At 64.9% G+C, this 22,389-nt stretch carries 22 protein-coding genes; 8 read left to right on the top strand and 14 right to left on the bottom strand.

Going from position 1 to position 22,389, the window contains the following annotated elements:
* Positions 1–251: 251 nt before the first annotated feature.
* Together AC5RVB_RS10070 and AC5RVB_RS10065 are read right to left on the bottom strand one after the other, a co-directional pair.
* A complete protein-coding gene (locus AC5RVB_RS10070) occupies positions 252–1,193 on the bottom strand; it encodes an acetamidase/formamidase family protein (RefSeq protein ID WP_494142618.1) in 942 nt (313 codons plus the stop codon).
* Between the two features lie 4 nt (positions 1,194–1,197).
* On the bottom strand, positions 1,198–2,625 hold the full coding sequence (locus AC5RVB_RS10065; protein ID WP_227904091.1) for an APC family permease: 1,428 nt from the start codon (positions 2,623–2,625) through the stop codon (positions 1,198–1,200).
* A gap of 182 nt (positions 2,626–2,807) precedes the next feature.
* Between AC5RVB_RS10065 and AC5RVB_RS10060 the strand changes: the two genes are divergently transcribed.
* The gene (locus AC5RVB_RS10060; protein ID WP_227904090.1) at positions 2,808–3,551 is read left to right on the top strand and encodes a FadR/GntR family transcriptional regulator; all 744 of its coding nucleotides are present in this window, start codon (positions 2,808–2,810) and stop codon (positions 3,549–3,551) included.
* Between the two features lie 98 nt (positions 3,552–3,649).
* On the opposite strand, the gene AC5RVB_RS10055 is transcribed toward AC5RVB_RS10060, so the two are convergent.
* On the bottom strand, positions 3,650–3,853 hold the full coding sequence (locus AC5RVB_RS10055) for a cold-shock protein (protein ID WP_227904088.1): 204 nt from the start codon (positions 3,851–3,853) through the stop codon (positions 3,650–3,652).
* Positions 3,854–4,060: 207 nt separating this feature from the next.
* On the opposite strand from AC5RVB_RS10055, the gene glsA reads away from it, so the two are divergent.
* The gene (gene glsA / locus AC5RVB_RS10050) at positions 4,061–5,875 is read left to right on the top strand and encodes a glutaminase A (protein ID WP_494142617.1); all 1,815 of its coding nucleotides are present in this window, start codon (positions 4,061–4,063) and stop codon (positions 5,873–5,875) included.
* A gap of 163 nt (positions 5,876–6,038) precedes the next feature.
* On the opposite strand, the gene AC5RVB_RS10045 is transcribed toward glsA, so the two are convergent.
* The 5 genes from AC5RVB_RS10045 to AC5RVB_RS10025 all read right to left on the bottom strand — a co-directional run bounded on the left by AC5RVB_RS10045 (position 6,039) and on the right by AC5RVB_RS10025 (position 9,267).
* Complete coding sequence (locus AC5RVB_RS10045; protein WP_146362594.1) at positions 6,039–6,242, bottom strand: cold-shock protein; 204 nt, start codon at positions 6,240–6,242, stop codon at positions 6,039–6,041.
* A 193-nt stretch (positions 6,243–6,435) separates the two neighbouring features.
* Positions 6,436–6,978, bottom strand: coding sequence for a DUF421 domain-containing protein (locus AC5RVB_RS10040; protein ID WP_227904084.1), 543 nt, complete (start codon positions 6,976–6,978; stop codon positions 6,436–6,438).
* A 145-nt stretch (positions 6,979–7,123) separates the two neighbouring features.
* Entirely contained in the window at positions 7,124–7,606 is a 483-nt protein-coding gene (locus tag AC5RVB_RS10035; RefSeq protein ID WP_227904082.1) for an acyl-CoA thioesterase, read from the bottom strand.
* Between the two features lie 36 nt (positions 7,607–7,642).
* A complete protein-coding gene (locus AC5RVB_RS10030; RefSeq protein ID WP_227904081.1) occupies positions 7,643–8,632 on the bottom strand; it encodes an LLM class flavin-dependent oxidoreductase in 990 nt (329 codons plus the stop codon).
* 134 nt (positions 8,633–8,766) lie between these two features.
* Positions 8,767–9,267 (bottom strand): SRPBCC family protein, encoded by a 501-nt coding sequence (locus AC5RVB_RS10025; RefSeq protein WP_494142616.1) that lies wholly within the window; start codon positions 9,265–9,267, stop codon positions 8,767–8,769.
* Between the two features lie 139 nt (positions 9,268–9,406).
* Here AC5RVB_RS10025 and AC5RVB_RS10020 point away from each other — a divergent pair, with 139 nt between their 5' ends.
* Both AC5RVB_RS10020 and putP read left to right on the top strand, forming a co-directional pair.
* Positions 9,407–10,135, top strand: a complete 729-nt coding sequence (locus AC5RVB_RS10020) for a DUF72 domain-containing protein (RefSeq protein WP_494142615.1) — start codon at positions 9,407–9,409, stop codon at positions 10,133–10,135.
* A gap of 64 nt (positions 10,136–10,199) precedes the next feature.
* Entirely contained in the window at positions 10,200–11,711 is a 1,512-nt protein-coding gene (gene putP, locus AC5RVB_RS10015) for a sodium/proline symporter PutP (RefSeq protein WP_227904075.1), read from the top strand.
* 70 nt (positions 11,712–11,781) lie between these two features.
* Here the strand turns inward: putP and AC5RVB_RS10010 are convergent, their stop codons facing one another.
* Both AC5RVB_RS10010 and AC5RVB_RS10005 read right to left on the bottom strand, forming a co-directional pair.
* Entirely contained in the window at positions 11,782–12,744 is a 963-nt protein-coding gene (locus AC5RVB_RS10010; RefSeq protein WP_227904073.1) for an L-lactate dehydrogenase, read from the bottom strand.
* A 118-nt stretch (positions 12,745–12,862) separates the two neighbouring features.
* A complete protein-coding gene (locus AC5RVB_RS10005) occupies positions 12,863–14,668 on the bottom strand; it encodes a gamma-glutamyltransferase family protein (protein WP_494142614.1) in 1,806 nt (601 codons plus the stop codon).
* Positions 14,669–14,799: 131 nt separating this feature from the next.
* Between AC5RVB_RS10005 and AC5RVB_RS10000 the strand changes: the two genes are divergently transcribed.
* The 3 genes from AC5RVB_RS10000 to AC5RVB_RS09990 all read left to right on the top strand — a co-directional run bounded on the left by AC5RVB_RS10000 (position 14,800) and on the right by AC5RVB_RS09990 (position 18,412).
* Positions 14,800–15,507, top strand: coding sequence for a YoaK family protein (locus AC5RVB_RS10000; RefSeq protein ID WP_227929632.1), 708 nt, complete (start codon positions 14,800–14,802; stop codon positions 15,505–15,507).
* A gap of 173 nt (positions 15,508–15,680) precedes the next feature.
* Positions 15,681–16,778, top strand: coding sequence for an alpha/beta hydrolase (locus AC5RVB_RS09995; protein ID WP_494142613.1), 1,098 nt, complete (start codon positions 15,681–15,683; stop codon positions 16,776–16,778).
* Positions 16,779–16,966: 188 nt separating this feature from the next.
* Positions 16,967–18,412: a DUF5129 domain-containing protein gene (locus AC5RVB_RS09990; protein WP_494142612.1), complete on the top strand. Its 1,446-nt coding sequence runs from the start codon at positions 16,967–16,969 to the stop codon at positions 18,410–18,412.
* Between the two features lie 14 nt (positions 18,413–18,426).
* On the opposite strand, the gene AC5RVB_RS09985 is transcribed toward AC5RVB_RS09990, so the two are convergent.
* From AC5RVB_RS09985 to AC5RVB_RS09975, 3 genes are read right to left on the bottom strand one after another with little or no spacing between them, the layout of a single operon-like run.
* Complete coding sequence (locus tag AC5RVB_RS09985) at positions 18,427–19,047, bottom strand: LutC/YkgG family protein (RefSeq protein WP_227904065.1); 621 nt, start codon at positions 19,045–19,047, stop codon at positions 18,427–18,429.
* Positions 19,044–20,573 carry a LutB/LldF family L-lactate oxidation iron-sulfur protein gene (locus AC5RVB_RS09980; RefSeq protein ID WP_227904060.1) on the bottom strand — a complete coding sequence of 510 codons (1,530 nt, stop codon included), beginning with the start codon at positions 20,571–20,573 and terminating at the stop codon, positions 19,044–19,046. The genes AC5RVB_RS09985 and AC5RVB_RS09980 overlap by 4 nt, the downstream gene beginning before the upstream one ends.
* On the bottom strand, positions 20,570–21,382 hold the full coding sequence (locus AC5RVB_RS09975) for a (Fe-S)-binding protein (RefSeq protein WP_494142611.1): 813 nt from the start codon (positions 21,380–21,382) through the stop codon (positions 20,570–20,572). Before AC5RVB_RS09975 ends, AC5RVB_RS09980 begins: the two co-directional genes overlap by 4 nt.
* A 171-nt stretch (positions 21,383–21,553) precedes the next feature.
* Here AC5RVB_RS09975 and AC5RVB_RS09970 point away from each other — a divergent pair, with 171 nt between their 5' ends.
* Positions 21,554–21,913 (top strand): hypothetical protein, encoded by a 360-nt coding sequence (locus tag AC5RVB_RS09970; RefSeq protein WP_227904057.1) that lies wholly within the window; start codon positions 21,554–21,556, stop codon positions 21,911–21,913.
* 27 nt (positions 21,914–21,940) lie between these two features.
* Here the strand turns inward: AC5RVB_RS09970 and AC5RVB_RS09965 are convergent, their stop codons facing one another.
* Positions 21,941–22,330, bottom strand: coding sequence for a VOC family protein (locus tag AC5RVB_RS09965; RefSeq protein ID WP_227904055.1), 390 nt, complete (start codon positions 22,328–22,330; stop codon positions 21,941–21,943).
* Between the last annotated feature and the right edge of the window lie 59 nt (positions 22,331–22,389).

Genomic DNA, 22,389 nt, shown 5'->3' with positions numbered 1-22,389 from the left:
GCTGCAACCTTCTCTCGCCCTCTCCAGCGTAGCGGAGCAGATTCGTGGCGTAGATGGCCCGTAACGACTTTTTTTTCGCTTGGATTTACCCCTCGTGGATGCCCCGAAACTGCGCTAAACTGGCCCGCCGCAAAACCCGGCACGGCGCGGTTCCTGCCGTTGTAAGCCCGCCGTCGGGGAACGTGGGGCAACACGCACAGGGCCCGCCGCCAAGGTACGGCGGCGGGCCCTGCATCCGGTGACTTCAGCTGTTAGGCCGGGCTGCCGGTTTGCGTCAGGACCGCCTTGGGCAGGCGGTGGATGGTGACCGCGCCCACGGCGGTGAAGGGATGCAGCGGATCCGGCTCTGCCGACCCCGTCGGGCCGCCTAGCTGGGAATCCGCCACAGCGCTCATGACCGCGTAGGCATCCCCCCGGTCCCACCCGTGGTCAGACACAAGGAAGCTGAACATGTCCTCATACCCCCGGGTAATGCTCTCCTGTACCGGATCCCCCAATCCCACGAAGATCCATTCATCCTCAGTCTCGACCCGGGGGGCACGCAGGGTCATGTCTTTGACCAGGTCCACGCTGACGACGGCGATGCCTTCCGCCTCGATGGCCACGAAGGAGGACTCCCCCTCGGCCATGATGGCGTGGATATCGCCGATGGAGAGGTAGGCACCCTCTACCATCACCGGCAGATAGACGGTTGAGCCGGGCCGGCACTGGACCAGGTCCATGTTCCCGCCCTGCGGGGTGGACGGCATGATGGTTGAGTTGCTGCCCTCCGCCGGGGCGGTGCCGATGCAGCCGATCATGGGACGCGGGGCAAAGGTGTGACGCTCGGTGACGTGCACGCCGTCGTCGTCAATCGGGATGCGCCGGGTGAACATCTCCTCGCCCATCACATGCTGCAGGGCACCGGACCCGGGAAGGCTGACGGACCAGCCGCGGTCCTTGAGCCGGATCTCGTGGATGGTGACCGCCAGGGCATCGCCCGGCATGGCACCCTCAACGTAGACGGGCCCGGTTACCGGGTTGATCCCGACAGTCAGCTCGTCCATGTCGCGGAACTCGTGGAGCTGGGCGTACACCTCGTCGCTGGTTTCAAAGCCGATTGTTTCGCCTGTCCCGGGCGCGATTTTCAGCGCAGGGCTTTCAGTGGCGGCAAAACCGAACCTGCCGTGGGTTTTGTCCAGAAAGTGATCCATGTGTTTATGCCTTTCCCTGGCCCGGTGCGGCTACTGATACGGCGTCCCCGTCGCCGGAGAGATCCGTCTTCCGCCCCGTGGCACGGTAGTAAATGAACACGCCCGCGCCGATGAGCAGCCAGACCAGTCCGCCCACCTTCGCTTCCGTGTTCGCGTTGAACAAAACGTAACCGATGATGAGGAACCCGATTACGGGCACGGCCAGGTGCAGCAGGAAGTTCCGGGACTTCTTCCGGACGATGAACAGTACGATCACCGACAGGTGCAGGAGCATAAAGCCGAACAATGCGCCGAAGTTCACCAGCGAGGAAATCAGGTCGATCTGGCCTACGAAGAACAGGACCAGGACGGCGGAGATTCCCGAGACAAGCAGGATGGCGTTTTGGGGCACCTGGCGGGAATTGATGCGGCTCAGCATTGCCGGCAGCTGCCGGTCCCGGCTCATTGAATAGAGCAGGCGCGAGGTGGCGGCCTGGGCGGCCATGGCATTTGCGATGCCGACGGCCACCACGTTCACTGCGAGGAAGGCGGTAGCCCAGCCACTGCTGGAGGCGGCCTCGACAATGGTGAAGAACGCGTTGCCTACCTCGTCATCCCCGAAGGACTCACGTCCGCCGGCCAGTGCGCTGGCCAGCCAGGTCTGCAGGATAAAGCAGGACGCCACGATAATCAGCGCGGTGATCATGGCCTTGCCGGCGCTGTTCCGGCCGCCGGTGGATTCTTCGGCCATGGTGGAGATGCCGTCGAAGCCCAGGAAGCTGAGCACTGCGATGGACAGGGCCGAGGCAATGAGCGGTCCGGAGACTGTTTCCGGATCCCACAGCGGAGCCCAGGTGAGTTCTGCTCCGGGAACCGTGCCGCCGTTGAGCGCCGTAACTGCAATGACCACGAAGATGACGATGAACAGCAGTTCGATGGCCAGGAAAACCCGGTTCATCAGCTTGATGGAACTGATGCCGGCGAGGTTGACCACGGTATTGATGACAACGAACACGACGGCCCAGATCCAGCGGGGCGTCTCCGGGAAAATGCCCACCATGGACTCAGCCGCGAAAACGTAGAGCAGGGTCGGCACCAGGAGGTAGTCCAGCAGAATGGCCCATCCGGCGAAGAACCCCACGTTCGGATGGATTCCGCGGCCCACGTAGGAGAACACCGACCCGGCCAACGGAATGTGCTTGGCCATCTGCGCATACGCGAGAGCCGTGAAGATCATGGCAATGAGCCCGATGAGGTACACAAGCGGCACCATGCCGCCGGAAGCGTTGTACACCGTGCCGAAAATGGCCCACGGCGCGATGGGCAGCATAAAAATCAGGCCGTAAATAAGGAGATCGGCCGTGGAAACTGACCGGCGGAGTTCCTGCTTGTAACCCAGGGATTCCAGCTCCTGCTGGGAATCGCGCTCCGGGGAGCGGGGGGAACGGTTCATGGCATTGTGCTTTCGGGCTCGGAGGAGCCGACATGGAAACCCGGCGATGGAGATGCCGCCGGGGCCGGCGAAAATCATCATTACCGAGGAAAGGTATCGAAACAAGACCAATAAGCCGATTAGTATGTTTGTTACGCATCGACGCCTCTCCGCCAGGAGTCAGGCTGACCAGGAGGACAGCAATGACCGGCACCGTTGGCGGCTTGGACACCCCGCTTGAGAGTTCGTCCCGGGTGGATGAGATAGTGGACCGCCTGGTGACAGCCATTGCGATTGGCGAGTACCTGCCCGGTTCCAGGCTCCCTGCCGAACGCGACCTCGCCGCCTCACTGCAGGTGGGCCGGATGACAGTGCGGGCCGCCATTGCGCGGCTCGTGGACCAGGGCCTGCTGCGCACCCAGCGGGGCCGGAACGGCGGCTCGTTTGTCTGTCAGGAGCAGCCTCCGACCTCCTCGGGCCCGGCCGTCCGCAGAATCCTTTCCAGCCGGTGGGAGGCTCTGCGGGACACCTGCGAGGCAGTGTCCCTGCTGCAGGGAACCGTCTGCCGGGCAGCGGCGGTGAACCGGACGGCAGCGGACATAGACGTTTTGGCCCGGCGACTTGAAGCATTCCGCGCGGCAGCCTCCGGCCTGGAATCCCAGCAGGCCGACGGCCAGTTGCACCTGGCAATCAGCGCCGCCGCGCACAACGCCACCCTGCAGGCTGTGCTTGCCGAAGTGGAAGGCCGAGTCAGCATCGCGGCGCCGTCACACGTTTGGGGAGATGCCGCCGGCATGCGGGACATGGAGAAAAGGTCACTGGCGGACCATGAACTCCTGGTTGCGGCAATTATCGAACAGCGTGCCGCCGACGCCGAGAGGATCGGTCGCGAGCACGCCCGGATTGACCTGGAGCTCCTGGAAAGCGCCCTGGACCGATGGGTGTAGCCGCACCCTGCCGCGCCGCAGGGAACGCAAAAGCAGGACGGGAAATCCCGTCCTGCTCCTGATTCAAGCCGGCCCGTGAAACGGACCTGAAAGTCTGGTTAGACGACCTGGATGTTAACCGCCTGCGGGCCCTTCGGACCCTGCTCGGTATCGAAGCTAACCTTCTGGTTTTCTTCGAGCGACCGGTAGCCACTGGCGTTGATAGCGGAGTAGTGAGCGAAAACATCGGCACTGCCGTCGTCGGGCTCGATGAAGCCGAAGCCCTTTTCAGCGTTGAACCATTTCACGGTACCTGTTGCCATTTTTAATCATCCTTCTTAACGAAACCTGCCCCGACCTTCGGGGAGTTTCACGTCGCGCTGCCTTTTTGGACAAGTACAGAAAAAGCGGCTCGCCCTGGATCTGGGTTCCGCCGCTTGAACATACACATTGCACAACACCGCAACTGCTCAAAGTATATAACGCACCCCCGGGAGAGTCACCCCTCCGTGACCCCATAGGGTGGAAGTATGGACTCCCCGATTGAGAACTACCTGCGCCGGATCCACGCCGAGATAGCGGGCATGAAAGACGGCCATCCGTACAGCGCCATTCCGGCCATGGCCAACGTTGACCCCGACCACTTCGGCATAGCGCTGGCTACCGCCGACGGGTACGTCTATGAGGTGGGCGACACCCGCGAAGAGTTCAGCATCCAATCCATTTCCAAACCGTTCACCTACGGGCTGGCCCTGTCTGATCTGGGCATGGACGCGGTGGACGAAAAAGTGGACGTGGAACCTTCCGGCGACTCGTTCAACGAGATTTCCCTGGCTGAAGGTACCGGCCGGCCCGCCAATGCCATGATCAATGCCGGCGCCCTTACCGCAACGTCCCTGGTCAAAGGGTCCGGCGGCAGGTCCCGGTTCAAACGGATCCTGGATACCTATTCCGCCTTCGCCGGCCGGAGCCTGGACGTCAGCGAGCGGATCTACGCTTCCGAACTGAAATCCGGGCACCGCAACACTGCGCTGGCGTACCTGCTGCGCTCCTTCGGCATTATTGAATCCGATCCCAAACCCATCATCGAGGACTATTTCCGGCAGTGCTCCGTGCTGGTCAATGCCCGGGACCTGGCCCTGATGGCAGCGACGCTCGCCAATGGCGGCAGGCATCCCCTCTCCGGGGATGAAGTGCTGGACCTTTTCTCCGTTGAACGCGTCCTCTCGGTCATGACCACCTGCGGTATGTACGACGACGCCGGCTCCTGGATCAGCAACGTGGGCATGCCCGCCAAATCAGGTGTGGCCGGAGGCATCCTGGCTGTCCTGCCCGGGCAGGTGGGCCTGGCCGTCTACTCCCCTCCCCTGGACGAGCACGGCAACAGCGTGCGCGGCGTTGCCGTCAGCCAGCGGCTGTCCTCTGATCTGGGCCTCCATTTTGTCCGGGCCGCCCGAACCGGCCGTTCGGCCATCCGGGCCATTTACGACATTACGGCCACTCCCTCCGGCATCCGCCGCACTGATGAGGCGGCCGAAATCCTTGCCGGACACGGACACCGGGTGCAGGTTATCGAGCTCAACGGCGATCTCCTTTTCGCCGGGGCGGAGTCCATGGTCCGCGCCCTCAGCGACCTGCCGGACGAGGTGGAAATTGTCGTCGCCGATCTGCGCAGTGTTGATGAAGTCTCCGACGTCGCCATCCGGCTGATTGCCGAGGCGGAGGACATGCTCCGCCGTGACGGCCGTGAACTGGCCCTGGTGGACGTGGAGGGATCGGTTACCGATGCGCTGCAGGAGCTTGGCCGGGACACCGCCTCCTTCACCACCCGTTCCGCCGCCGTTGAATGGTGCGAGAACAGGCTTTTGGAGGGGCATGGCTCCGAATTAGTGCTGCCGGCCAGCATCAATCCGGCGGATTCGCCTGCCCTGAGTCCCCTGCAGCCGGAGGAAGCCGGGCTGCTGCAGGACATGATGGAGGAGCGCACCTACGACGACGGCGACGTTGTCCGGCGCGTAGGCCAGCGTTTCGGAGGCGTGTTCTTCATCGTCTCGGGGCACATCACCACCTCCATGCCCGGGCCGGACGGCAGCAGGGTGAAGCTTGCCACGCTGGGGCCCGGCATGACGTTTGGTGAAATGGCCATGGGCGAGGACAAGCGGCAGGAAACCACGGTCAAGGCATCCGGGCCGCTGAAGGTTATGGTCCTGACCGCCGATTCCATTGATGAACTGGCTGCCAAGGATCCGGTGCTCAGCATGAATCTTTGGAAGGCCCTGACCCAGGATGCCTACACCCGCGTGGAACAGTACCTGCGCGAGGCTGCCGTGCGGATTCACGACTAGGTTTGTGTCCTTCCCTTCGCTGCGAGGGGAAGGACGCAACCCCGGGGATCCGGCTACAACCGGGTCTCGGTGGGCCGCGCCGGTTAACGCAAAAGCAGGACGGGCGAACCCGTCCTGCTTTTTACTGTTACGGCGCTGAAGCCGTTACAAAGTCTCTAAGAAATTAGAGGGCCTGGATGTTCGAGGCCTGCGGGCCCTTGGGGCCCTGCTCGGTGTCGAAGCTAACCTTCTGGTTCTCGTCCAGCGACTTGTAGCCGTTGGAGTTGATAGCGGAGTAGTGAGCGAAGACGTCGGCGCTGCCGTCGTCGGGCTCAATGAAGCCGAAGCCCTTTTCGGAGTTGAACCATTTCACGGTACCTGTAGCCATTTTAATATTCCTTCTGGATTGAAACACTTCCCGACTTTCGGGAGGTTTCAGTCGCGGTGTTCCTTTACCGCTTTTACAGAAAAGCGGCTAGCCCGTGTGGGTTTCGCCGCTTGAAATACAAAATGCGCAACACAACAACTGCGTTTCAGCCTACACGAGGTTGGCCGTAAGACCAAACTGCCCCTCTGCCTGTCTAATCCGGAAGCATCAGATCCGCAGGAATCCGCTCCCGGTTCGGCACCCGGCGCACCAGCAGGGGATCTATCCGCTGCCCCCTCCGCAGGACGGTCACATCACCCGTGGTTTCCAGAACGGCAGCCGCCACTTCAGAAAGATTGCAGATTCCCGCCTGCCGCAGCTTGAAGTACAGCTCATCCTCCACCACCCGCGCGCGGCGCAGGCCCTCAGGAAGTATCTCGCTGCCGGCCATCAGGAGTATCGGCCGGCTGGAGAAGAACCGGATGTCCTTCTCCCGGCACCAGCGCTCCAGGCGCAGCATCGCGAACAGTGTGGCCAGGCCGATGATGCCGGCGCTGAGGGTGGGGGTATAGCCGAGGACCACGCGGCCCAGCAGCGAACCGAGGGCAATCACCACGGCTTTGTCCAAGGTTGACCACGTGGCCAGTGCGCGCAGTCCGAAGGCCCGGACCAAAAGATAGAAGGCCGCGTAGATGCCCACGGCCCCCAGGACTACCCAAAGTGCTTCCAGCGGGGTGATGCCGAGGTTATGCCACACGGCGTAGCTCCTTCTATAAGGAAATCTTCGAGTGCGGGTGTCCCCCGATGCTAGCGCGGGGCCCGGACCCGGCAGAAGCCCCGGCCTGCCCGGAGCAGACCTGCGGACCAGGCGAGCCTCAGAACAGACCGGACCCTTGGGGGCCTCAGGCGAAGACCGGATCGCCCATGTAGGCCGCTGCCATCTCCTTCTGCTCCGGTGTCAGGCGCTGCAACCCGCCCGTGGTGCCGTCTACGAAGGCCAGGGTGGTCTCCGCGCGCACGCAGGGTTTGCCGGTGACCGGATCGGAGATGACATAGGCGAGGGTCAGGCTGGCGCCCTTGAGCGCACTGATCCAGACATCGACGTCGGCCGGAATGTTCCGATAGGTCAGTTCGGCGACGTAACGGATGCGGTGTTCCACCACTAGGGACTGCGTGCCCGGGGGAACATCGGTGAACAGCGGCACGGCGGGCGCGATGCCCGGTCCTCCCGTGCCGCCGGGAGGACCGAACGCATGCACGCGTGCCTCTTCCAGCATGCGCACTATTTCCACGTTGTTGATATGCCCATAGGCATCCATGTCGCCCCAGCGCATGGGAACCGGACAATGGATGGCGGAGGGTGCAACCCCGGGGTTAGTGCTCATCCTTCATATCTAGCACAGGCCCGGTGCAGGGAGGGCCTAGGCGCCGACGGGCAGCGCTGCCTCTGCGAGCAGTTCGAAGGAGCGCAGGCGGGTCTCCAAGGTGGCCGTCTGCGTGGCGACAATCAGCTCATCCGCCTGCGCATGCCCGGTGAACCAGTCCAGGTAGTCCCGGACCTCCCCGGGATTGCCCACGGCGGAGTAGCGGCCCATCTGCTTGACCTGCTGTCCGCCCGGGGACTGCAGGATCGCGTCGGCTTCCTCGTCCGTGAAGGTGCGGTCGCGGCCGAAGAGCTGGGTTACGCGGCGGCGCATTGAATCGGCGAACAGCTCCTGGGCTTCTTCGGTGGTATCTGCGGCAATGACGTTAACGCCGGCAATAACGTACGGCTCTGCCAGCTGCGCCGAGGGCTTGAAGTCCCGCCGGTAAATGCTGACGGCGTCCTGCAGGGCCTGCGGGGCAAAGTGCGACGCAAAGGAGTACGGCAGGCCCAGGGCTGCGGCCAGCTTGGCGCCGAAGAGTGAGGAGCCTAGGATGTACAGCGGCACGTTGGTGCCGGCGCCCGGCGTCGCGCTGATCCCGGGAATCAGGGTGTTGCCGGTCAGGTAACCCTGCAGCTCCTGGACGTCCTGCGGGAAGCTGTCTGCCGACATGGGGTCACGGCGCAGTGCGCGCATGGTCTTCTGGTCACTACCGGGTGCACGCCCCAACCCCAGGTCGATGCGGCCGGGGAACAGCGTTTCCAAGGTGCCGAACTGCTCGGCAATGGTCAAAGGCGCATGGTTGGGCAGCATCACGCCGCCGGCGCCCAGCCGGATGCTCTCGGTGTGCGCTGCAATGTAGCCAATCAGCACACTGGTGGCAGAGGAAGCGATGGTGGGCATGTTGTGGTGTTCGGCGTACCAGATGCGGGTGTAACCGAGCTTTTCCGCCTCCCGGGCCAGCGCCAGCGAGGAAGCGAAGGAATCCCTCGCGCTCTCGCCCTCATCGATGATGGCGAGATCGAGAATGGAGAGCGGGACAGTCATGGGGGTGCTTGCCTTTCAGTTGCCTGCATGCCGGCAGTTTTGTCCGGGCACGCCAGATACAACCGCGGCGGCCGCCGGCTTATTTCATCCGGCCGTATGTTGGGGCTAACGCCTTTGCCGTGCCCGGGACAGCATTAGGAGCGGCCGCCGTGGCGTGCAAGGTAGCCGGCCAGCCGGCTAAAGGACTCACCCCACCCGGTTTCATGAGCCCGCAGCTCCCTGTCCCCGACGAACGGGCCTGCCCGGAACGTCATGCGGGTGAGCGCTTCGCCATCCAGGTCCGGCAGGGGCTGCAGCGCCACGGTGATCAGCCGCACCGGGCCTGCGGGGGTGCCGTCCCCTTGCCTCCACTGCATTGTCACCTCCAAGCGGTGCGGCGGTTCCAGTACCCGGTATTCGCCGGCCCACCACATCTCGTCGCCCGTGGCGGTATGAACCATACAGGCCTGGTAGTTCCCGCCTTCGTGGGCATCGGCTACGATTCGGTCCGGCGGAACCACAAAACCTTCGGCTCCCCACCACGACGTAATCCGGGAGAGGTCCAGCCACGCAGAGTAGATGGCAGCAGGAGCGGAAGGCAGATCCCGCACCATGTGCAGGAAGTCCACCCCGTCATCGGGAAGCTCGTCATCCATGGGACGCTCCTAGCGGCACGGGGGCGGGTGGTTAGCGCCGGGGTACGGGCAGCGCGGCTGGGTCTTCTTCCAGTGTGGAACCCCTGCCGGACGGGCACAATCCCGCCGGGGTCCGGATCCGGCCGCTAGGTTGGATGACGTGAGCATCCATATCGGAACATCGGGCTGGGCCTACAACCACTGGCGCAATGTGCTGTACCCCAAAGGCGTACCGGCACGCATATGGCTGGAAAAGTACGCGGAGGAATTCGACACCGTGGAATTGAACGGCAGCTTCTACCGCTGGCCCCGGGAAGAAGCGTTCGCTGCGTATCGGGACCGGTTGCCGGAGGGCTACGTCTTCTCCGTTAAAGCCCCGCGCGGGCTGACGCACGCCCGCAAGCTGCGGGATCCGGATGAGTGGATTGGACGCATCGACCGCTGTTTCCAGGTGCTGGGAAACCGCTCAGGTGTGCTGCTGTTCCAGCTTTCCCCCGACATGGAGCGCAACGACGAACGTTTGGACTACGTACTCTCCCAGCTTCCCCCGAGCATCCGTGTGGCGGTGGAATTCCGACACGACAGCTGGAATTCCGAGGACGTCTTCGGCCTGCTGGAGCGGCATAACGCTGCGTACACGGTGATGAGCGGCGCCCACCTTCCCTGCACCCTGCGCGCGACAGCGGATTTTGTGTACGTCCGGCTGCACGGCCCGGACCCGGAGCACCTGTACGCGGGATCCTATTCGGAACAGGACCTGGCGTGGTGGGCGGCACGGATCCGCGAATGGGACCAATCAGGAAAAGACGTGTATGCATACTTCAACAACGACGGCGAGGGCCATGCCGTGCGGAACGCGTGGCGCCTGCGGGAACTGATGTCCATGTGACGTCTGACATACTTGGATGCCGTAACCCCTGATCCACCCCCTAAATGAACGGCAATCCAAGATAATGACTGACCAGACGTACAAGGTGATCGCCATGGCGGTCTACATGCTCGCGATGCTGGCTATCGGTTGGTGGGCCTACCGGAAGACCAACAGCCTCGACGACTACATGTTGGCCGGCCGGGACCTGAAACCGGGCGTCGCCGCCCTGAGCGCCGGCGCCTCGGATATGTCCGGCTGGCTCCTGATGGGGCTGCCCGGCGCCATCTATGTTTCCGGCCTGGTGGAAGGCTGGATCGCCGTCGGGCTCACCGTCGGTGCCTGGCTGAACTGGAAGTTCGTCGCTCCGCGGCTGCGTGCCTACACCCTGGTGGCCAACAACTCGATTACGGTTCCCAGCTTCCTGGAAAACCGGCTCCGGGACCGCTCCCGGACGCTGCGTGTAGTCTCCGGCATCATCATCCTGGTCTTCTTCACGTTCTATGTTTCCTCCGGCATGGTGGCCGGCGGTGTCTTCTTTGAAAGCTCCTTCGGCTCCACGTACGTCACCGGAATGCTGATCGTGGCCGTAGTGACCATCGCCTACACGCTCTTCGGCGGATTCCTCGCCGCCAGCTACACCGACGTGGTGCAGGGACTCATGATGGTTGCGGCGCTGATCCTCGTTCCGGCGGTGGGACTGGCACAGGTGGGCGGTTTCGGTGGCATGGTCGACTCCATCCGCGAGGTGAACCCGGACATGCTCGACCCGATCGCCGGCGGCACAGCGCTGGGCATTATTTCGGCGCTGGCCTGGGGCCTGGGCTACTTCGGCCAGCCACACATCATTGTCCGGTTCATGGCACTGCGCTCCCCTGCCGATGCCAAGGCGGGACGGCGCATCGGCGTCGGCTGGATGCTCTTCAGCGTCGTCGGTGCCATGTTCACGGCCCTGGTGGGCGTGGCCTACTTCCAGCAGAACGCACTGACCCTGGACGATCCCGAAGCCGTGTTCCTGAGCCTCGCGCAGATCTTCTTCCATCCGCTGGTGGCCGGTTTCGTCCTGGCAGCAGTGCTGGCCGCGATCATGAGCACCATTTCCTCCCAGCTCATCGTGACGTCCTCGGCCTTGGTGGAGGACCTGTACAAGATTGTGCTGAAGCGGGACGCTTCATCGAAGTCCCTGGTGATGCTGGGCCGCCTCGGCGTGCTGGTGGTGTCGGTGATTTCCATCCTCATCGCCCTGGGCCGCAACTCCACCATCCTGGACCTCGTCGGTTTCGCCTGGGCCGGTTTCGGGGCAGCCTTTGGCCCCACCATCCTGCTGGCCCTGTTCTGGCGCCGCCTGAGCATTGCCGGCGCGCTGACCGGCATGATCGCCGGCGCGCTGACCGCCTACATCTGGGGCAGCATCGACGCCCTGTCCGGAACGCTGTACGAGATTGTGCCCGGTTTCTTCATCAACGTGATCCTGGCCGTGGTGGTCAGCCTGTTCACGCACAAACCCTCTCCGGAGGTTGAGGCGGAGTTCGACGACGCCGTGCGGCTGGCGAAGGAGCCGGCAGCAGCCGTCTCCGAGACCGTACCCGCCAGCTAGGTCCCACGGCAGTCGGCGGCGCTGTTCCCTTCCGGGACGGCGCCGCCGAACCTGCTTAAATGCCCGGTTTCTAAATCCCCAGTGAGTCCAGGGTTTTGCGCAGGGTCTCCGCCGAATCCATCAGCTTGTTCTTCTCCGCATCATCCAGCGGCATTTCCAGCATCTTGTAGACACCGTTGTGCCCCACGATCGAGGGCAGCGACAGGGCAACTCCCCGGATCCCGTACTCCCCGGCGAGCGTGGCCGATACCGGGAGTACGGCGTTTTCGGCGTTCAGGACCGCTTCCACAATCCGCACACCGGCAAGGCCGATGGCGTAGTTCGTGGCGCCCTTGCCCTCGATCACCCGGTAGGCGGCGTTGATCACATCATGGGTGGCAGCCGCCAGGAACTCATCGGTGAAGACCTGGCGCCCGCTGACCTGCCACTCCCGGATGGGGACCGGTCCGATGGTTGCGTTGGACCAGACGGGGAATTCCGAGTCTCCGTGCTCCCCGATGATGGTGGCATGCACGCTGGTCATCAGCACATGTGCCTCACGGGCCAGCAGGAGGCGCAGGCGCGAGGTGTCCAGGACAGTGCCGGAGGAGAAGATGCGGTTACGCGGCAGGCCGCCGATCTTCTGCGCCGCTACTGCCAGGACATCCGCAGGATTGGTGACCTGGATATACACCGCGTCCGGGGCCTGTTCCATGAGCTGCGGCATCAGCGACTCCAGGATCCGCACATTGGTGCCGGCCAGGTCCAGCCGGCTTTGGCCCGGCTGCTGCCGGGCCCCGGCGGTTATCACTATGACGTCGGATCCTGCGAGCGCTTCAATGTTCCCGCCCCCGGTAACCGTATTGGCCCCGGTGAACTGGGTGCCGTGGGCCAGGTCCAGCGATTCGGCCTCCGCCTTGACCGCATCGATGTCATAGATGGCAATCTCGCGGGCGGTGTCCCTGATGATGGCTGCGTAGGCCAACGAGGTGCCGACGCTGCCTGCACCTACGATTCCGAGTTTGGTGACGGGTCGGGTGGTGATGTTGGCCATGGCGCTGCCTCGCTCACAGTAGGAAGGGTTTCCCCTCTCCCACGATAGGCGGGCACCTCCGGCAACGGAACGGAGTACGGACGTGTCCGGCCTCTTCCGGGCATGATGCGGTGCGTCGTCAGCGTCCTGCGGCGTATCCCTGCATCCCCCGGGGGTTCGCGGCAGCCTGCAGCAGGCCGGTTCCCGGTTCACGCGTCACTGCGGAGAGGCGCCCCAGCGTCCAGTCCCCAGCCCTGCTCACGACATGGCCACGCGCTTCGAGCTCCGCGATGACGTCCCCGCCCAGCCGGTCCTCCACCACTGCCCCGCCCGGGGTCCAGGTGCGGGGCCAGAACGATCCCGGGATGGAGGTGGTGTGCAGGGCAGGCGCGTCGATGGCCTGCTGCGGGGTGTACCCGCCCACAATGGTGCGCAGCAGGTAAAGCAGCTGCCACTGGTCCTGCTGGTCTCCGCCGGGGGACCCCAGCGCGGAGACCGGATGGCCGTCCCGCAGCACGAGTGTGGGGGTCAGTGTGGTGCGCGGACGCTTGCCCGGTGTCAGGGTGGACGGGGCGCCTTCCTCCAGCCAGGTCATCTGCAGCCGGGTGCCCAGGCAGAAACCAAGTTCAGGGATGGTGGGTGAGGACTGCAGCCAGCCGCCGGACGGGGTGGCGGACACCATGTTTCCCCACCGGTCCACCACGTCGATGTGGCAGGTGTCGCCCCGCACTTCCCCGGTGGGCGCCACCGTCGGCTCGCCCACCCCGGCAAAGCCGCCGCCGTCGGTTGCCGGTGGCTGGTACTCCGTGCGCAGCGGCGGCATGAAGGGCACGCGGCCGGGCACCGTGCCGGGCCGGAACTCGTGGGACGCAGTATCACCGATCAGCGTCCGCCGGGCGGCCGCGTAGTCCTCACTGAGGAGGTGCTCCAGCGGAACCTGCGCATCTCCGTAATAGGCTTCCCGGTCCGCGATGGCCAGTTTCTGCGCCTCCAGGATGGTGTGGGCACCCAAGGCGGTGGAGGGGTCCAGCCTTTCGTCCCCGAACCCTGCCAGGATGGCCAAGGTCTGCAATAGCGCCGGGCCCTGCCCCCAGGCACCGGTCTTGGCGATGGTGTAGCCGCGGAAATTGAATGTCACGGCAGGTTCAAAGGACGCCTCGAACCCGGCAAAGTCGGCCAGTGAAATGACACCTGCATGGTTCGTCCCCGAGGAATGCCGGTGCGGTCCGGCGAGGAATTCGACGGCGGCCCGGGCCACGAACCCTTCACGCCATTCCCTCCGCGCGGCATCAATCCGCCCTTCCCGGGTGGATTCCCCCGCGCCGGCAGCCACCATCCGCTCCAGCACCTGCGCGTACGCCTGGTTACGGATGATTTCCCCTTCCCGGGGCGCTCTTCCCCCGGGCATCCACTGCGCCGCGGACGTGGGCCAGTGGTCGGTAAACAGCTCTGCCACGGCCTGGATGGTTGCTCCCACCCGGCCCGCCACCGGGTGGCCGTTGCGGGCGTAATCAACGGCGAAGGCGAGCACCTCGCCGAGCTCCCAGGAACCGTGGTCGCGGAGCAGCAGAAGCCACGCGTCCACCGCCGCCGGAACCGCCGCGGCGAGGGCGCCGGCGCCGGGCACCAGCTCAAGGCCTTCGGTGAGGTAATGCTCACGCGTGGCGCCGGCGGGGGCAGGCCCCTGCCCCATGAGGACCACGGGACGTCCGGGATTGTCCGCTGTGGCGAACACACCGGTCATATCGCCTCCGGGACCGTTCAGGTGCGGTTCCACCACATGCAGCACAAACCCGCCGGCCACCGCGGCATCGAAGGCGTTGCCACCGCGCTCCAGCACAGCCTGCGCGGAGGCCGTGGCCAGCCAGTGGGTTGAGGCACTCATGCCGAACGTTCCCTGCAGCGTGGGGCGGGTAGTAAAGGACGCGGGCGGAGTGAAGGTCACGGGATCGCTTTCTGCCGGAAGAGTGTCAGGGGAATCTTTGCACCCATGCGGTCCCATTTGCATACAATCGGACTTCCTGCCCGGCCGTGTTCAGAGGTGGCCGGGCACCTGCCTGAGGAGACAGCCCGCCCGTGAAGCGACTGAACGCCGTGCCTACCGAACGGGTGCATTTGTGGCTGATGCTGGCCCTGACCTTCTCCACCGGAGTGGTGGACGCCGTCGGATATCTGGGCCTGGACCAGGTCTTCACCGGAAACATGACAGGCAACGTGGTGCTCCTGGGCATGGCGTTTGCCGGCGGGACCGGCCTGCCGGTCCTCCGGCCGGTGCTGGCGCTGATCTTCTTTATGCTCGGTGCCGCCCTGGCCGGGCGCATGCTGCGCAAGGGGCCCCAGGGCTGGAGTTCGCGGACCTCGGTTGCGCTGATCGTGGTGGCCGCTGTCATTACCGCGTTGGCCGTCTTCTCCCTGCTGGCCGATGTCCAGGGCAACGAGGTACTCGGCGGCATAACGACGTCGTCGCTAGCCACTGCCATGGGCGTCCAGGCTGCAACGGCCAAGCGCCTGGCAGTTGCCGAGATCACCACGGTGGTGGTGACCTCCACCATCACCGGTCTGGCCTCCGATTCCCGGCTCGCCGGCGGCAACAGCCGGTTTTGGCTGCGCCGCGCCCTGGCAATCGCTCTGATTATGCTCGGAGCCGTGGCCGGGGCCGCTGCACTGAAGGTGGGCCTCTGGCTGGGACTGTCAATCTCTGCCGCTATTTCAATTGCCGTGGCAACTGCCGGCTACGTTCGCCACCATCGCGAACGCAGTGCCGATGAGGTCACGGCCGGCTAGCTGAAGGCATCACTCCCCCGATCCCCTCGCGCCCCCGGACACCGTGGGTCCGCCGTACACCGGTAAGCCGCCTCACCAGAGGCCGTGAGATGCGTCCCGGCGCGTAGGACAGAACCGCGTGCTGGCGGCGAATGCCGAAAAACGTGCTCATTTGGCCGTCCTAGCCTGAAATCGTGAAGATCCTCTCTCCAGCGGCAGCGGGGGTCCTTGCCGGGGCAGCCGCCGTTGCCGGAACCGTAGCTGCCATCACCCTGCAGCGGGACCCCCGCCCCTCGGCCCTGCTCATCCGCAGTGTTTTCTGCGGCGCAGGGAAACTGCAGTATCCGCGCCCGCGGCTGCATCTTCCCCACGTAAGTATCACCGGGCACCAGGGACTTCGTTATCTGGGTGCCGCCGTCAACCCAACCCTTGACCTGTTCCTGCCTGCGTCCGCCAGCAAACCGCTACCGCTGGTGGTCTGGATCCACGGAGGTGCCTGGATCTCGGGGTCGAAAAAGGACGTGGAGCCGTATCTGCGTGTCCTTGCCGGCTACGGCTATGCCGTGGTGGGCGTCGGTTACTCCGTTTCCCCCAAGGTCAGCTACCCCACGGCAGTCAGGGAACTGAACGCGGCGCTGGGGTATTTGCGGGAACACGCAGATAAATACGGCCTGGATCCGGACCGGATTGTCCTGGCCGGGGACTCCGCCGGGGCGCAGCTGGCTGCGCAGCTGGCCCTGGGCATCACCAACCCCGCCTATGCTCGCCGGACCGGCATTTCCCCCGCCGCTGCGCCCGAGCATCTGCGCGGCATCCTGCTTCACTGCGGGGTCTACGATTTTCAGTCCGTAGCCAGCCTCAGCGGCACGTTCGGATGGGGCCTGAGGAAAGCGCTCTGGGCCTATACCGGGTCCAAGGACTGGGCAGCCACCGAGGCGGCAGAACACATGTCCATCTTCGAGCATGTCGATGCCCGGTTCCCGCCCACCTATATTTCCGCAGGCAACGGGGATCCGCTGACGGCAAGCCAATCCGTCCCCCTGGCGGACCGGCTGGAGGAGCTCGGGGTTCCGGTAACCCGCGGGTTCTGGCCCCGGGACCACAAACCGGCACTCGGCCATGAATACCAGTTCCGGCTGCATCGGCCCGAGGCCCTGCAGACGCTGCGTGAGACGGTCCGGTTCCTGGCTACGGTCACCCGGCCTCAGGCCCCGGCTGCGGATCCACTCCCGGCACTGCCACCGGTACCGGCACCGGCCCGTAAGCGCGCCAGGATCCTGCTCAACGCCTAACCGGGAAGGCGCTGCCGTCCGGAGACGCCGCCGCGGAGTTGTTGCCACGGGGGTCGTTACCCCGGAGTTGTTGCAGTGGACGCCGCGGCGGGGTTGTTGCCGGGGCCTTGTTACCCTGACAGGTCGCGGCGCGCACAACCAGCCGCTACGCTCGTGGGCATTACATCTCAGACCCGGAGGGAAAGCCCGTGCGCCGCGTACTCTCTGTCCTGCTGCTCCTGCTGACCATGCTTGCCTTCGGCGCCGCGCCTGCCTCGGCCGTGGCGCCGCAGGAGGTCATCGTCGAGGACACCGCAGGGGTGCTCGACGCCAACACCCTGCTGCCTGCCCTCGAGGACATTGATTTCCGTGAGCCCACCACGGTGGCCGTGTATACCTACAACGGCAGCAAAGAGGCAAACATCAATGAGGATGTGCTGAACTTTGCCCGTGCCGAGCACCCGGAGTGGATCAGCGGGGACGGCCAGAAGTGGGCGGACGGGCTGTTCATCTTTGCCTTGGACCCGGTGGGCCGCCATACCGGCACCTATTTCGGCGAAGACCGGAAGATCCCCCTGGACCAGCAGGAAGACATCCGGGAAGAGGTCAATGACCTTTTCCGCGAAGCACAGTGGACGGACGGCACGATTGCCGCCGTCGAAGAGGCCGCCGAACGTATCAACCGGCCCTGGTACGCGAGTCCCGTCTTCATCGGAGCCTCCGCCGTAGGAGGTGCCGCCGTACTGGCCGGAGCCGGCACCGCCGTCGGACTCCGGCGCCGCCGCGGCACGAAGAATGCCGCACTCCTGAAGACCGCAGACGCCGCGTATTCCAGTGTCACCCGGGATCTGGACGCCACCGAGGTGGATGCCCGCACCATTCCTGCGGATTCCACGTACGGAGCCAAGGTCCTGGAACAGTACCGGACCTTTATGACCAGGTATGCCAAGGCCACCCAGCAGAACAATGCCGCGCATGACCTGACGGCGAAGGACCTTCGGAAACGCAGCAGTACGGCCGTGATCGAAGAATACGCAGACACCGCCACGGAGCTTGACGGCTTGGATGACGTGATTGCGGATACCAATTCCCTGCTGAACAAGGCGCCGGGATGGGAGCGGGCCTGGGACCGCCAGGTCAGCCCGTTCAACGAAGACCTGGACCGGCTCGATGATCTGCTTCAGTCCGAGACGGGGGAAAAGGATTCCGCCACCGCCGCAGCATTGACCGCCTTCCGCACCCGGGTCCGCCAGGACCTGCGCTCCTGGGCTGCGGAACTGTCGGAGGGATCCATCAGTCCCGAAACGGCCCTGGACCGGCTGCGGTCGGCCCGCGGCGAGCTTTCCGATCTACTGAGGAACCACTCCGAAACCGTGATTGCCGGTTATGCGAAGAACGAGCAGGAACGCGAGCTTCTGCGCAACGCCTTCGAGCAGGACAGCGCCCGGCGGCCCGGCCGCAGGGACGGCTACCGGCCCGGCATCCTGGACACGGTCTTTCCGTACTACGCCTTCTACTCAGTGGCCACGTTCACCACGGATCTGGAAAACGGTACAGCCGAAATCAGCTCGGTGCGCTCGGACACCTCCAGCACCACCGGCTACGGGAGCAGCGGCGGCAGCTTCTCGGGTTCAGGCAGCTCCGGCTCGTTCTAGCCCGGGCGCGTCCCTCACCCGCGGATAATCACCACGTCGAGGGTCCGCGGGCCGTGGACGCCCTCCACCCGTTCCAGCTCAATGTCGCTGGTGGCGCTGGGACCGCTGATCCAGGTCAGCGGATGGGTACCGTCCAGCCCGCGCAGGGCTTCGGGCAGCACACCTGCAATGTCACCGGCACGGACCAGGCAGATGTGGTGATCCGGGATAAGGGAGATGGCCCGGCGTCCCTGATCGGGGCTGCCGTCCAGGATGATGGTCCCGGTTTCCGCGACGGCTGCTGCGCATCCGGTGACCACTGCGTCTGCCGCATCCAGCTCAGCAACGGAGAGCGGTTCCTCCGCAGAATCGGTGATGCGGCCGGGAGCGAGCGCGGTCCAGGCTTCCTCCAGTCCCGGCGGGACCACGTAGGTGGTGCCCTCCCCCAGCAGTTCGGCCACGCGGGCCGGCACGTCGGGCTCATCCACTACACAGACGCCGGCCTTGTAATCCAGCAGCCTGTCGCGCAGCAGTTCGATGCGTTCATCCCCGGGCAGGCCGGATTCGTGCCGGTAATGGCGCGGAATGTCCGGAGCTGCCGGTGCATCATGGAGAGCCGACCGGAGCCGGTCCAGGATTTCAGTACGGGCGCTCATTCCTTTTCCTTTTGCCTGGTGATGGTGGGGGCGTTCTCCCCTGGGGCGGACTTCCCGCGTTCCTTCCCCCACCAGTCCCTGAAGGACTGTGCGGGCGGTGCGGGGATATCCCTGCTTTGCGTCCATCCGGCAGCAATGCCGGGAAGCTTTTTGATTTTCCTGTCCGGACCGGCGGCCAGCTTCCCCAGCGGAAGGGCTTTTTCCACCAAGGCCATACGCCGGCCCGCACCCATGGCCCAGGACGCCGCTTTCATGGCTACGTCCATCTGCCCGGGGATTTTTCTGGTTCCGCGTCTGCTGTCCACGTCCTCGGCCCGCAGGTGAACCAGGATTTCGGGGATGTTGATCTTCACCGGGCAGGCGTCGTAGCAGGCGCCGCACAGCGAGGAGGCGTAGGGCAGCGAGGCGTTCTCCTCGGAGGTAATCCCGGTGAGCAGCGGCGAGAGGATAGCCCCGATGGGACCGGGATAGGTGGAGCCATAAGCATGCCCGCCAGTGCGCTCGTAGACAGGACAGACGTTCATGCACGCACTGCAGCGGATGCAGTGCAGGGCGGACCGTCCCATTTCATCGGCCAGGGCAGCACTGCGTCCGTTATCCAGCAGCACCAGGTGCACGTTCTGCGGTCCGTCGCCCTCGGTCACACCGGTCCACAGCGAGGTGTACGGGTTCATCCGCTCCCCCGTGGAGGAACGCGGCAGCAGCTGCATAAAAACTTCCAGGTCCTGCCAGGAGGGCAGCAGCTTCTCCACGCCCATCACGGTGATCAGGGTCTCGGGCAGGGTCAGGCACATCCGCCCGTTGCCTTCGGATTCGACGACGGCGAGGGTTCCGGACTCGGCAATGGCGAAGTTCGCGCCCGAAACGGCAACTTTGGCGGACAGGAATTTCCGGCGCAGATGCACGCGGGCCGCTTCGGCCAGCCGGGCCGGGTTGTTGGTGAGGCCGGGATCCACATCCGGCATTTCCCGCAGGAAGATGTCCCGGATCTGGGTGCGGTTTTTGTGGATGGCCGGGACCAGGATGTGGCTGGGCTTGTCATGGTCCAGCTGGACAATCAGTTCCGCCAGGTCGGTTTCGAACGCGGCGATGCCCTGCTCTTCGAGGTATTCGTTCAGGCCGATTTCCTGCGTTGCCATGGACTTGACCTTGACCACTTCGTCCGCACCGGCGTCGCGGATCAGGTCCCGCACGGTTTTGTTCGCTTCAGCGGCATCCCGCGCCCAGTGGATTTTCCCGCCCCGGGCGGTGAAGTTCGCCTCGAACTCCTCCAGCAGTTCGGGCAGCCGCGCCATAACGGATTCCTTGATTGCGCTTCCGGCGTCCCGCAGCTCCTCCCAGTCCGGTAGTTCCGCCACCACCCGCAGCCGCTTGTCCCGGATGGTGTGGGTGGCATGGCCCAGGTTCGCGCGCAGCTGGGCGTTGCCCAGTTCCCGCCGGGCCGCCGTGGGAAACGCCTCCGTGGCGTGCAGGTTGCCGTCTCCGAAAACCGGCCGTCCCGGCATACCCAGATAGGTGGAGCTCATCGGCCGGCCTTTCCGCTGATGCCGGCGGCACTGCCGATCCGGTCCGGTGCTGGTGCCGGGTTGTCCCGCGTACTGGCGAGGATCTCGGCGAAATGCAGGGTGGAGATGGTGCTGCCCTGCCGGGAGAGTCCGCCGCCGATGTGCAGCAGGCAGGATGCGTCTCCCCCGGTGCACAGCCCGGCTCCGGTGGCGGCGATGTTGGCGTTTTTGTCCGCCAGCATGGCCGAGGAGACATCGGCGTTCTTCATCGAGAAGGTTCCCCCGAAGCCGCAGCACTGGTCCGCCTGCGGCAGCGGTTCCAGTTCCAGGCCCTCCACCGTGCGCAGCAGGTCCGCCTGCCGGTCTCCCAGCCGCAGCAGCCGCATACCGTGGCAGCTGGGGTGGTAGGTCACCCGGTGGGGATACCAGGAGCCAAGCTGCGCGGCGGCATCGGTGACGCCCAGGACATCGGTCAGCAGTGCGGAAAGCTCATAGGTCCGGGCGCCGACGGCGTTGGCACGGGTTTCCAGGTCTGCGTCGCCAATGGTGCGGGCCAGCATCGCGTGCTGGTGCTTCACGGAGGCAACGCAGGAGCCGGAAGGTGCCACGGCGACGTCGTAATCCTCCGCTTCGAAGGCTTCCACGTGGTTGCGGACCACCGGCACGGCCTCCGGGAAATATCCGGAGTTCATGTGCATCTGGCCGCAGCAGACCTGTCCCGCGGGGAACACCACGGTGTGGCCTAACCGCTCGAGGATGGACACGGTGGCGCGCGCCGTGGAGGGGTACATCGCGTCCACTATGCAGGTGGCGAAAAGTGCAATCTTCATTGGTTGCCCTTCGGCGTACTGTCAACGGCCTGTTGCGGGGCCGGCCTGACGGCGGCCCGCATTGTCTGACCATCTTCAAACATACTCCCCGTCATTGGTATGCCTGAGCCGGCAAGCAGGTAGTTTCAGCCTCCGCTGCGGGTGCCTCCGGCCTGCGCTATTCTCTGATGCATGACTATGGGGAACACCAAAACAATCAGTCTCAACGTCACCTCGAAACGGGCCCGTGCCCGTGGCGAGCTGGTGGTCCAGGCGCCGGTGGCCGAACTGCCCGCCGCCGTCGAACGCGCTTCCTACAGGCTTCCGCGGATGACCGTTACCGGAATCTGGATGGAACGGGCGGAACTCACGGCGGGGACCACGTGGAAGAGCTTCGGCGAGGACATTGTCCTGAGCTTCGAGCCGATCGACGCCGGGACCACGCGGGTCCTCGCCACCAGCACACCCCAGCTGGCCACCACCATCTTTGACTACGGCCAGGGCAAGGCCGATCTGACCGAGGTGCTGAACGCCGTGGCGGCGGAGCTTTAGGAAGAAGCGGCGCCCGGCAGACGGCCGCTAGGACTCCGACGGCAGCGTGGGCGGAATCGCGGGGAGCTCCTGCAGCGACCACTGGTTGCCGTCCAGGTCACTGAAATACACGAAGGTTCCCCAATCCAGCGGGGTAATCTCGCTGGCGGCCACCCCGTGATCCACCAGGTGCTGCCGCGCCTCGGCCGCACTGGGCACCACCACCTGGATCCGCTGGGTCCCCGGCACCATGTCCGTGGTGCCCGGGCCAATCACCACCGAGCAGGCTGATCCCGGCGGAGTCAGCTGCACAAACCGCAGGCTCTCATCCACCCGTTCGTCAAAATCGGCGGTGAAGCCCACCTGGTCCACGTAGAAGTTTTTGGAGGCGTCGACGTCGGACACCGGCACCGGTACAAGTTCGATTCTCCAGTCCATGGCGCCACGCTAGACCGGCCCGAACAGCCCCGGAACCCCCTTTGCGGACAAGGCATGTC

Source organism: Arthrobacter sp. Y3225209, assembly GCF_059090685.1.
This window is presented reverse-complemented; position numbering and strand designations above follow the sequence as displayed.

What these genes read in the sequence shown, in the direction of transcription:
- AC5RVB_RS10065 (WP_227904091.1), bottom strand. Translation starts at nt 2,625, where the DNA reads ATGAACCGTTCCCCCCGCTCCCCGGAGCGCGATTCCCAGCAGGAGCTG.
- AC5RVB_RS10070 (WP_494142618.1), bottom strand. Translation starts at nt 1,193, where the DNA reads ATGGATCACTTTCTGGACAAAACCCACGGCAGGTTCGGTTTTGCCGCC.
- putP (WP_227904075.1), top strand. Translation starts at nt 10,200, where the DNA reads ATGACTGACCAGACGTACAAGGTGATCGCCATGGCGGTCTACATGCTC.
- AC5RVB_RS10045 (WP_146362594.1), bottom strand. Translation starts at nt 6,242, where the DNA reads ATGGCTACAGGTACCGTGAAATGGTTCAACTCCGAAAAGGGCTTCGGC.
- AC5RVB_RS10010 (WP_227904073.1), bottom strand. Translation starts at nt 12,744, where the DNA reads ATGGCCAACATCACCACCCGACCCGTCACCAAACTCGGAATCGTAGGT.
- AC5RVB_RS10025 (WP_494142616.1), bottom strand. Translation starts at nt 9,267, where the DNA reads ATGGATGACGAGCTTCCCGATGACGGGGTGGACTTCCTGCACATGGTG.
- AC5RVB_RS09970 (WP_227904057.1), top strand. Translation starts at nt 21,554, where the DNA reads ATGACTATGGGGAACACCAAAACAATCAGTCTCAACGTCACCTCGAAA.
- AC5RVB_RS10035 (WP_227904082.1), bottom strand. Translation starts at nt 7,606, where the DNA reads ATGAGCACTAACCCCGGGGTTGCACCCTCCGCCATCCATTGTCCGGTT.
- glsA (WP_494142617.1), top strand. Translation starts at nt 4,061, where the DNA reads ATGGACTCCCCGATTGAGAACTACCTGCGCCGGATCCACGCCGAGATA.
- AC5RVB_RS09965 (WP_227904055.1), bottom strand. Translation starts at nt 22,330, where the DNA reads ATGGACTGGAGAATCGAACTTGTACCGGTGCCGGTGTCCGACGTCGAC.
- AC5RVB_RS09980 (WP_227904060.1), bottom strand. Translation starts at nt 20,573, where the DNA reads ATGAGCTCCACCTATCTGGGTATGCCGGGACGGCCGGTTTTCGGAGAC.
- AC5RVB_RS10060 (WP_227904090.1), top strand. Translation starts at nt 2,808, where the DNA reads ATGACCGGCACCGTTGGCGGCTTGGACACCCCGCTTGAGAGTTCGTCC.
- AC5RVB_RS09985 (WP_227904065.1), bottom strand. Translation starts at nt 19,047, where the DNA reads ATGAGCGCCCGTACTGAAATCCTGGACCGGCTCCGGTCGGCTCTCCAT.
- AC5RVB_RS09975 (WP_494142611.1), bottom strand. Translation starts at nt 21,382, where the DNA reads ATGAAGATTGCACTTTTCGCCACCTGCATAGTGGACGCGATGTACCCC.
- AC5RVB_RS10030 (WP_227904081.1), bottom strand. Translation starts at nt 8,632, where the DNA reads ATGACTGTCCCGCTCTCCATTCTCGATCTCGCCATCATCGATGAGGGC.
- AC5RVB_RS10055 (WP_227904088.1), bottom strand. Translation starts at nt 3,853, where the DNA reads ATGGCAACAGGTACCGTGAAATGGTTCAACGCTGAAAAGGGCTTCGGC.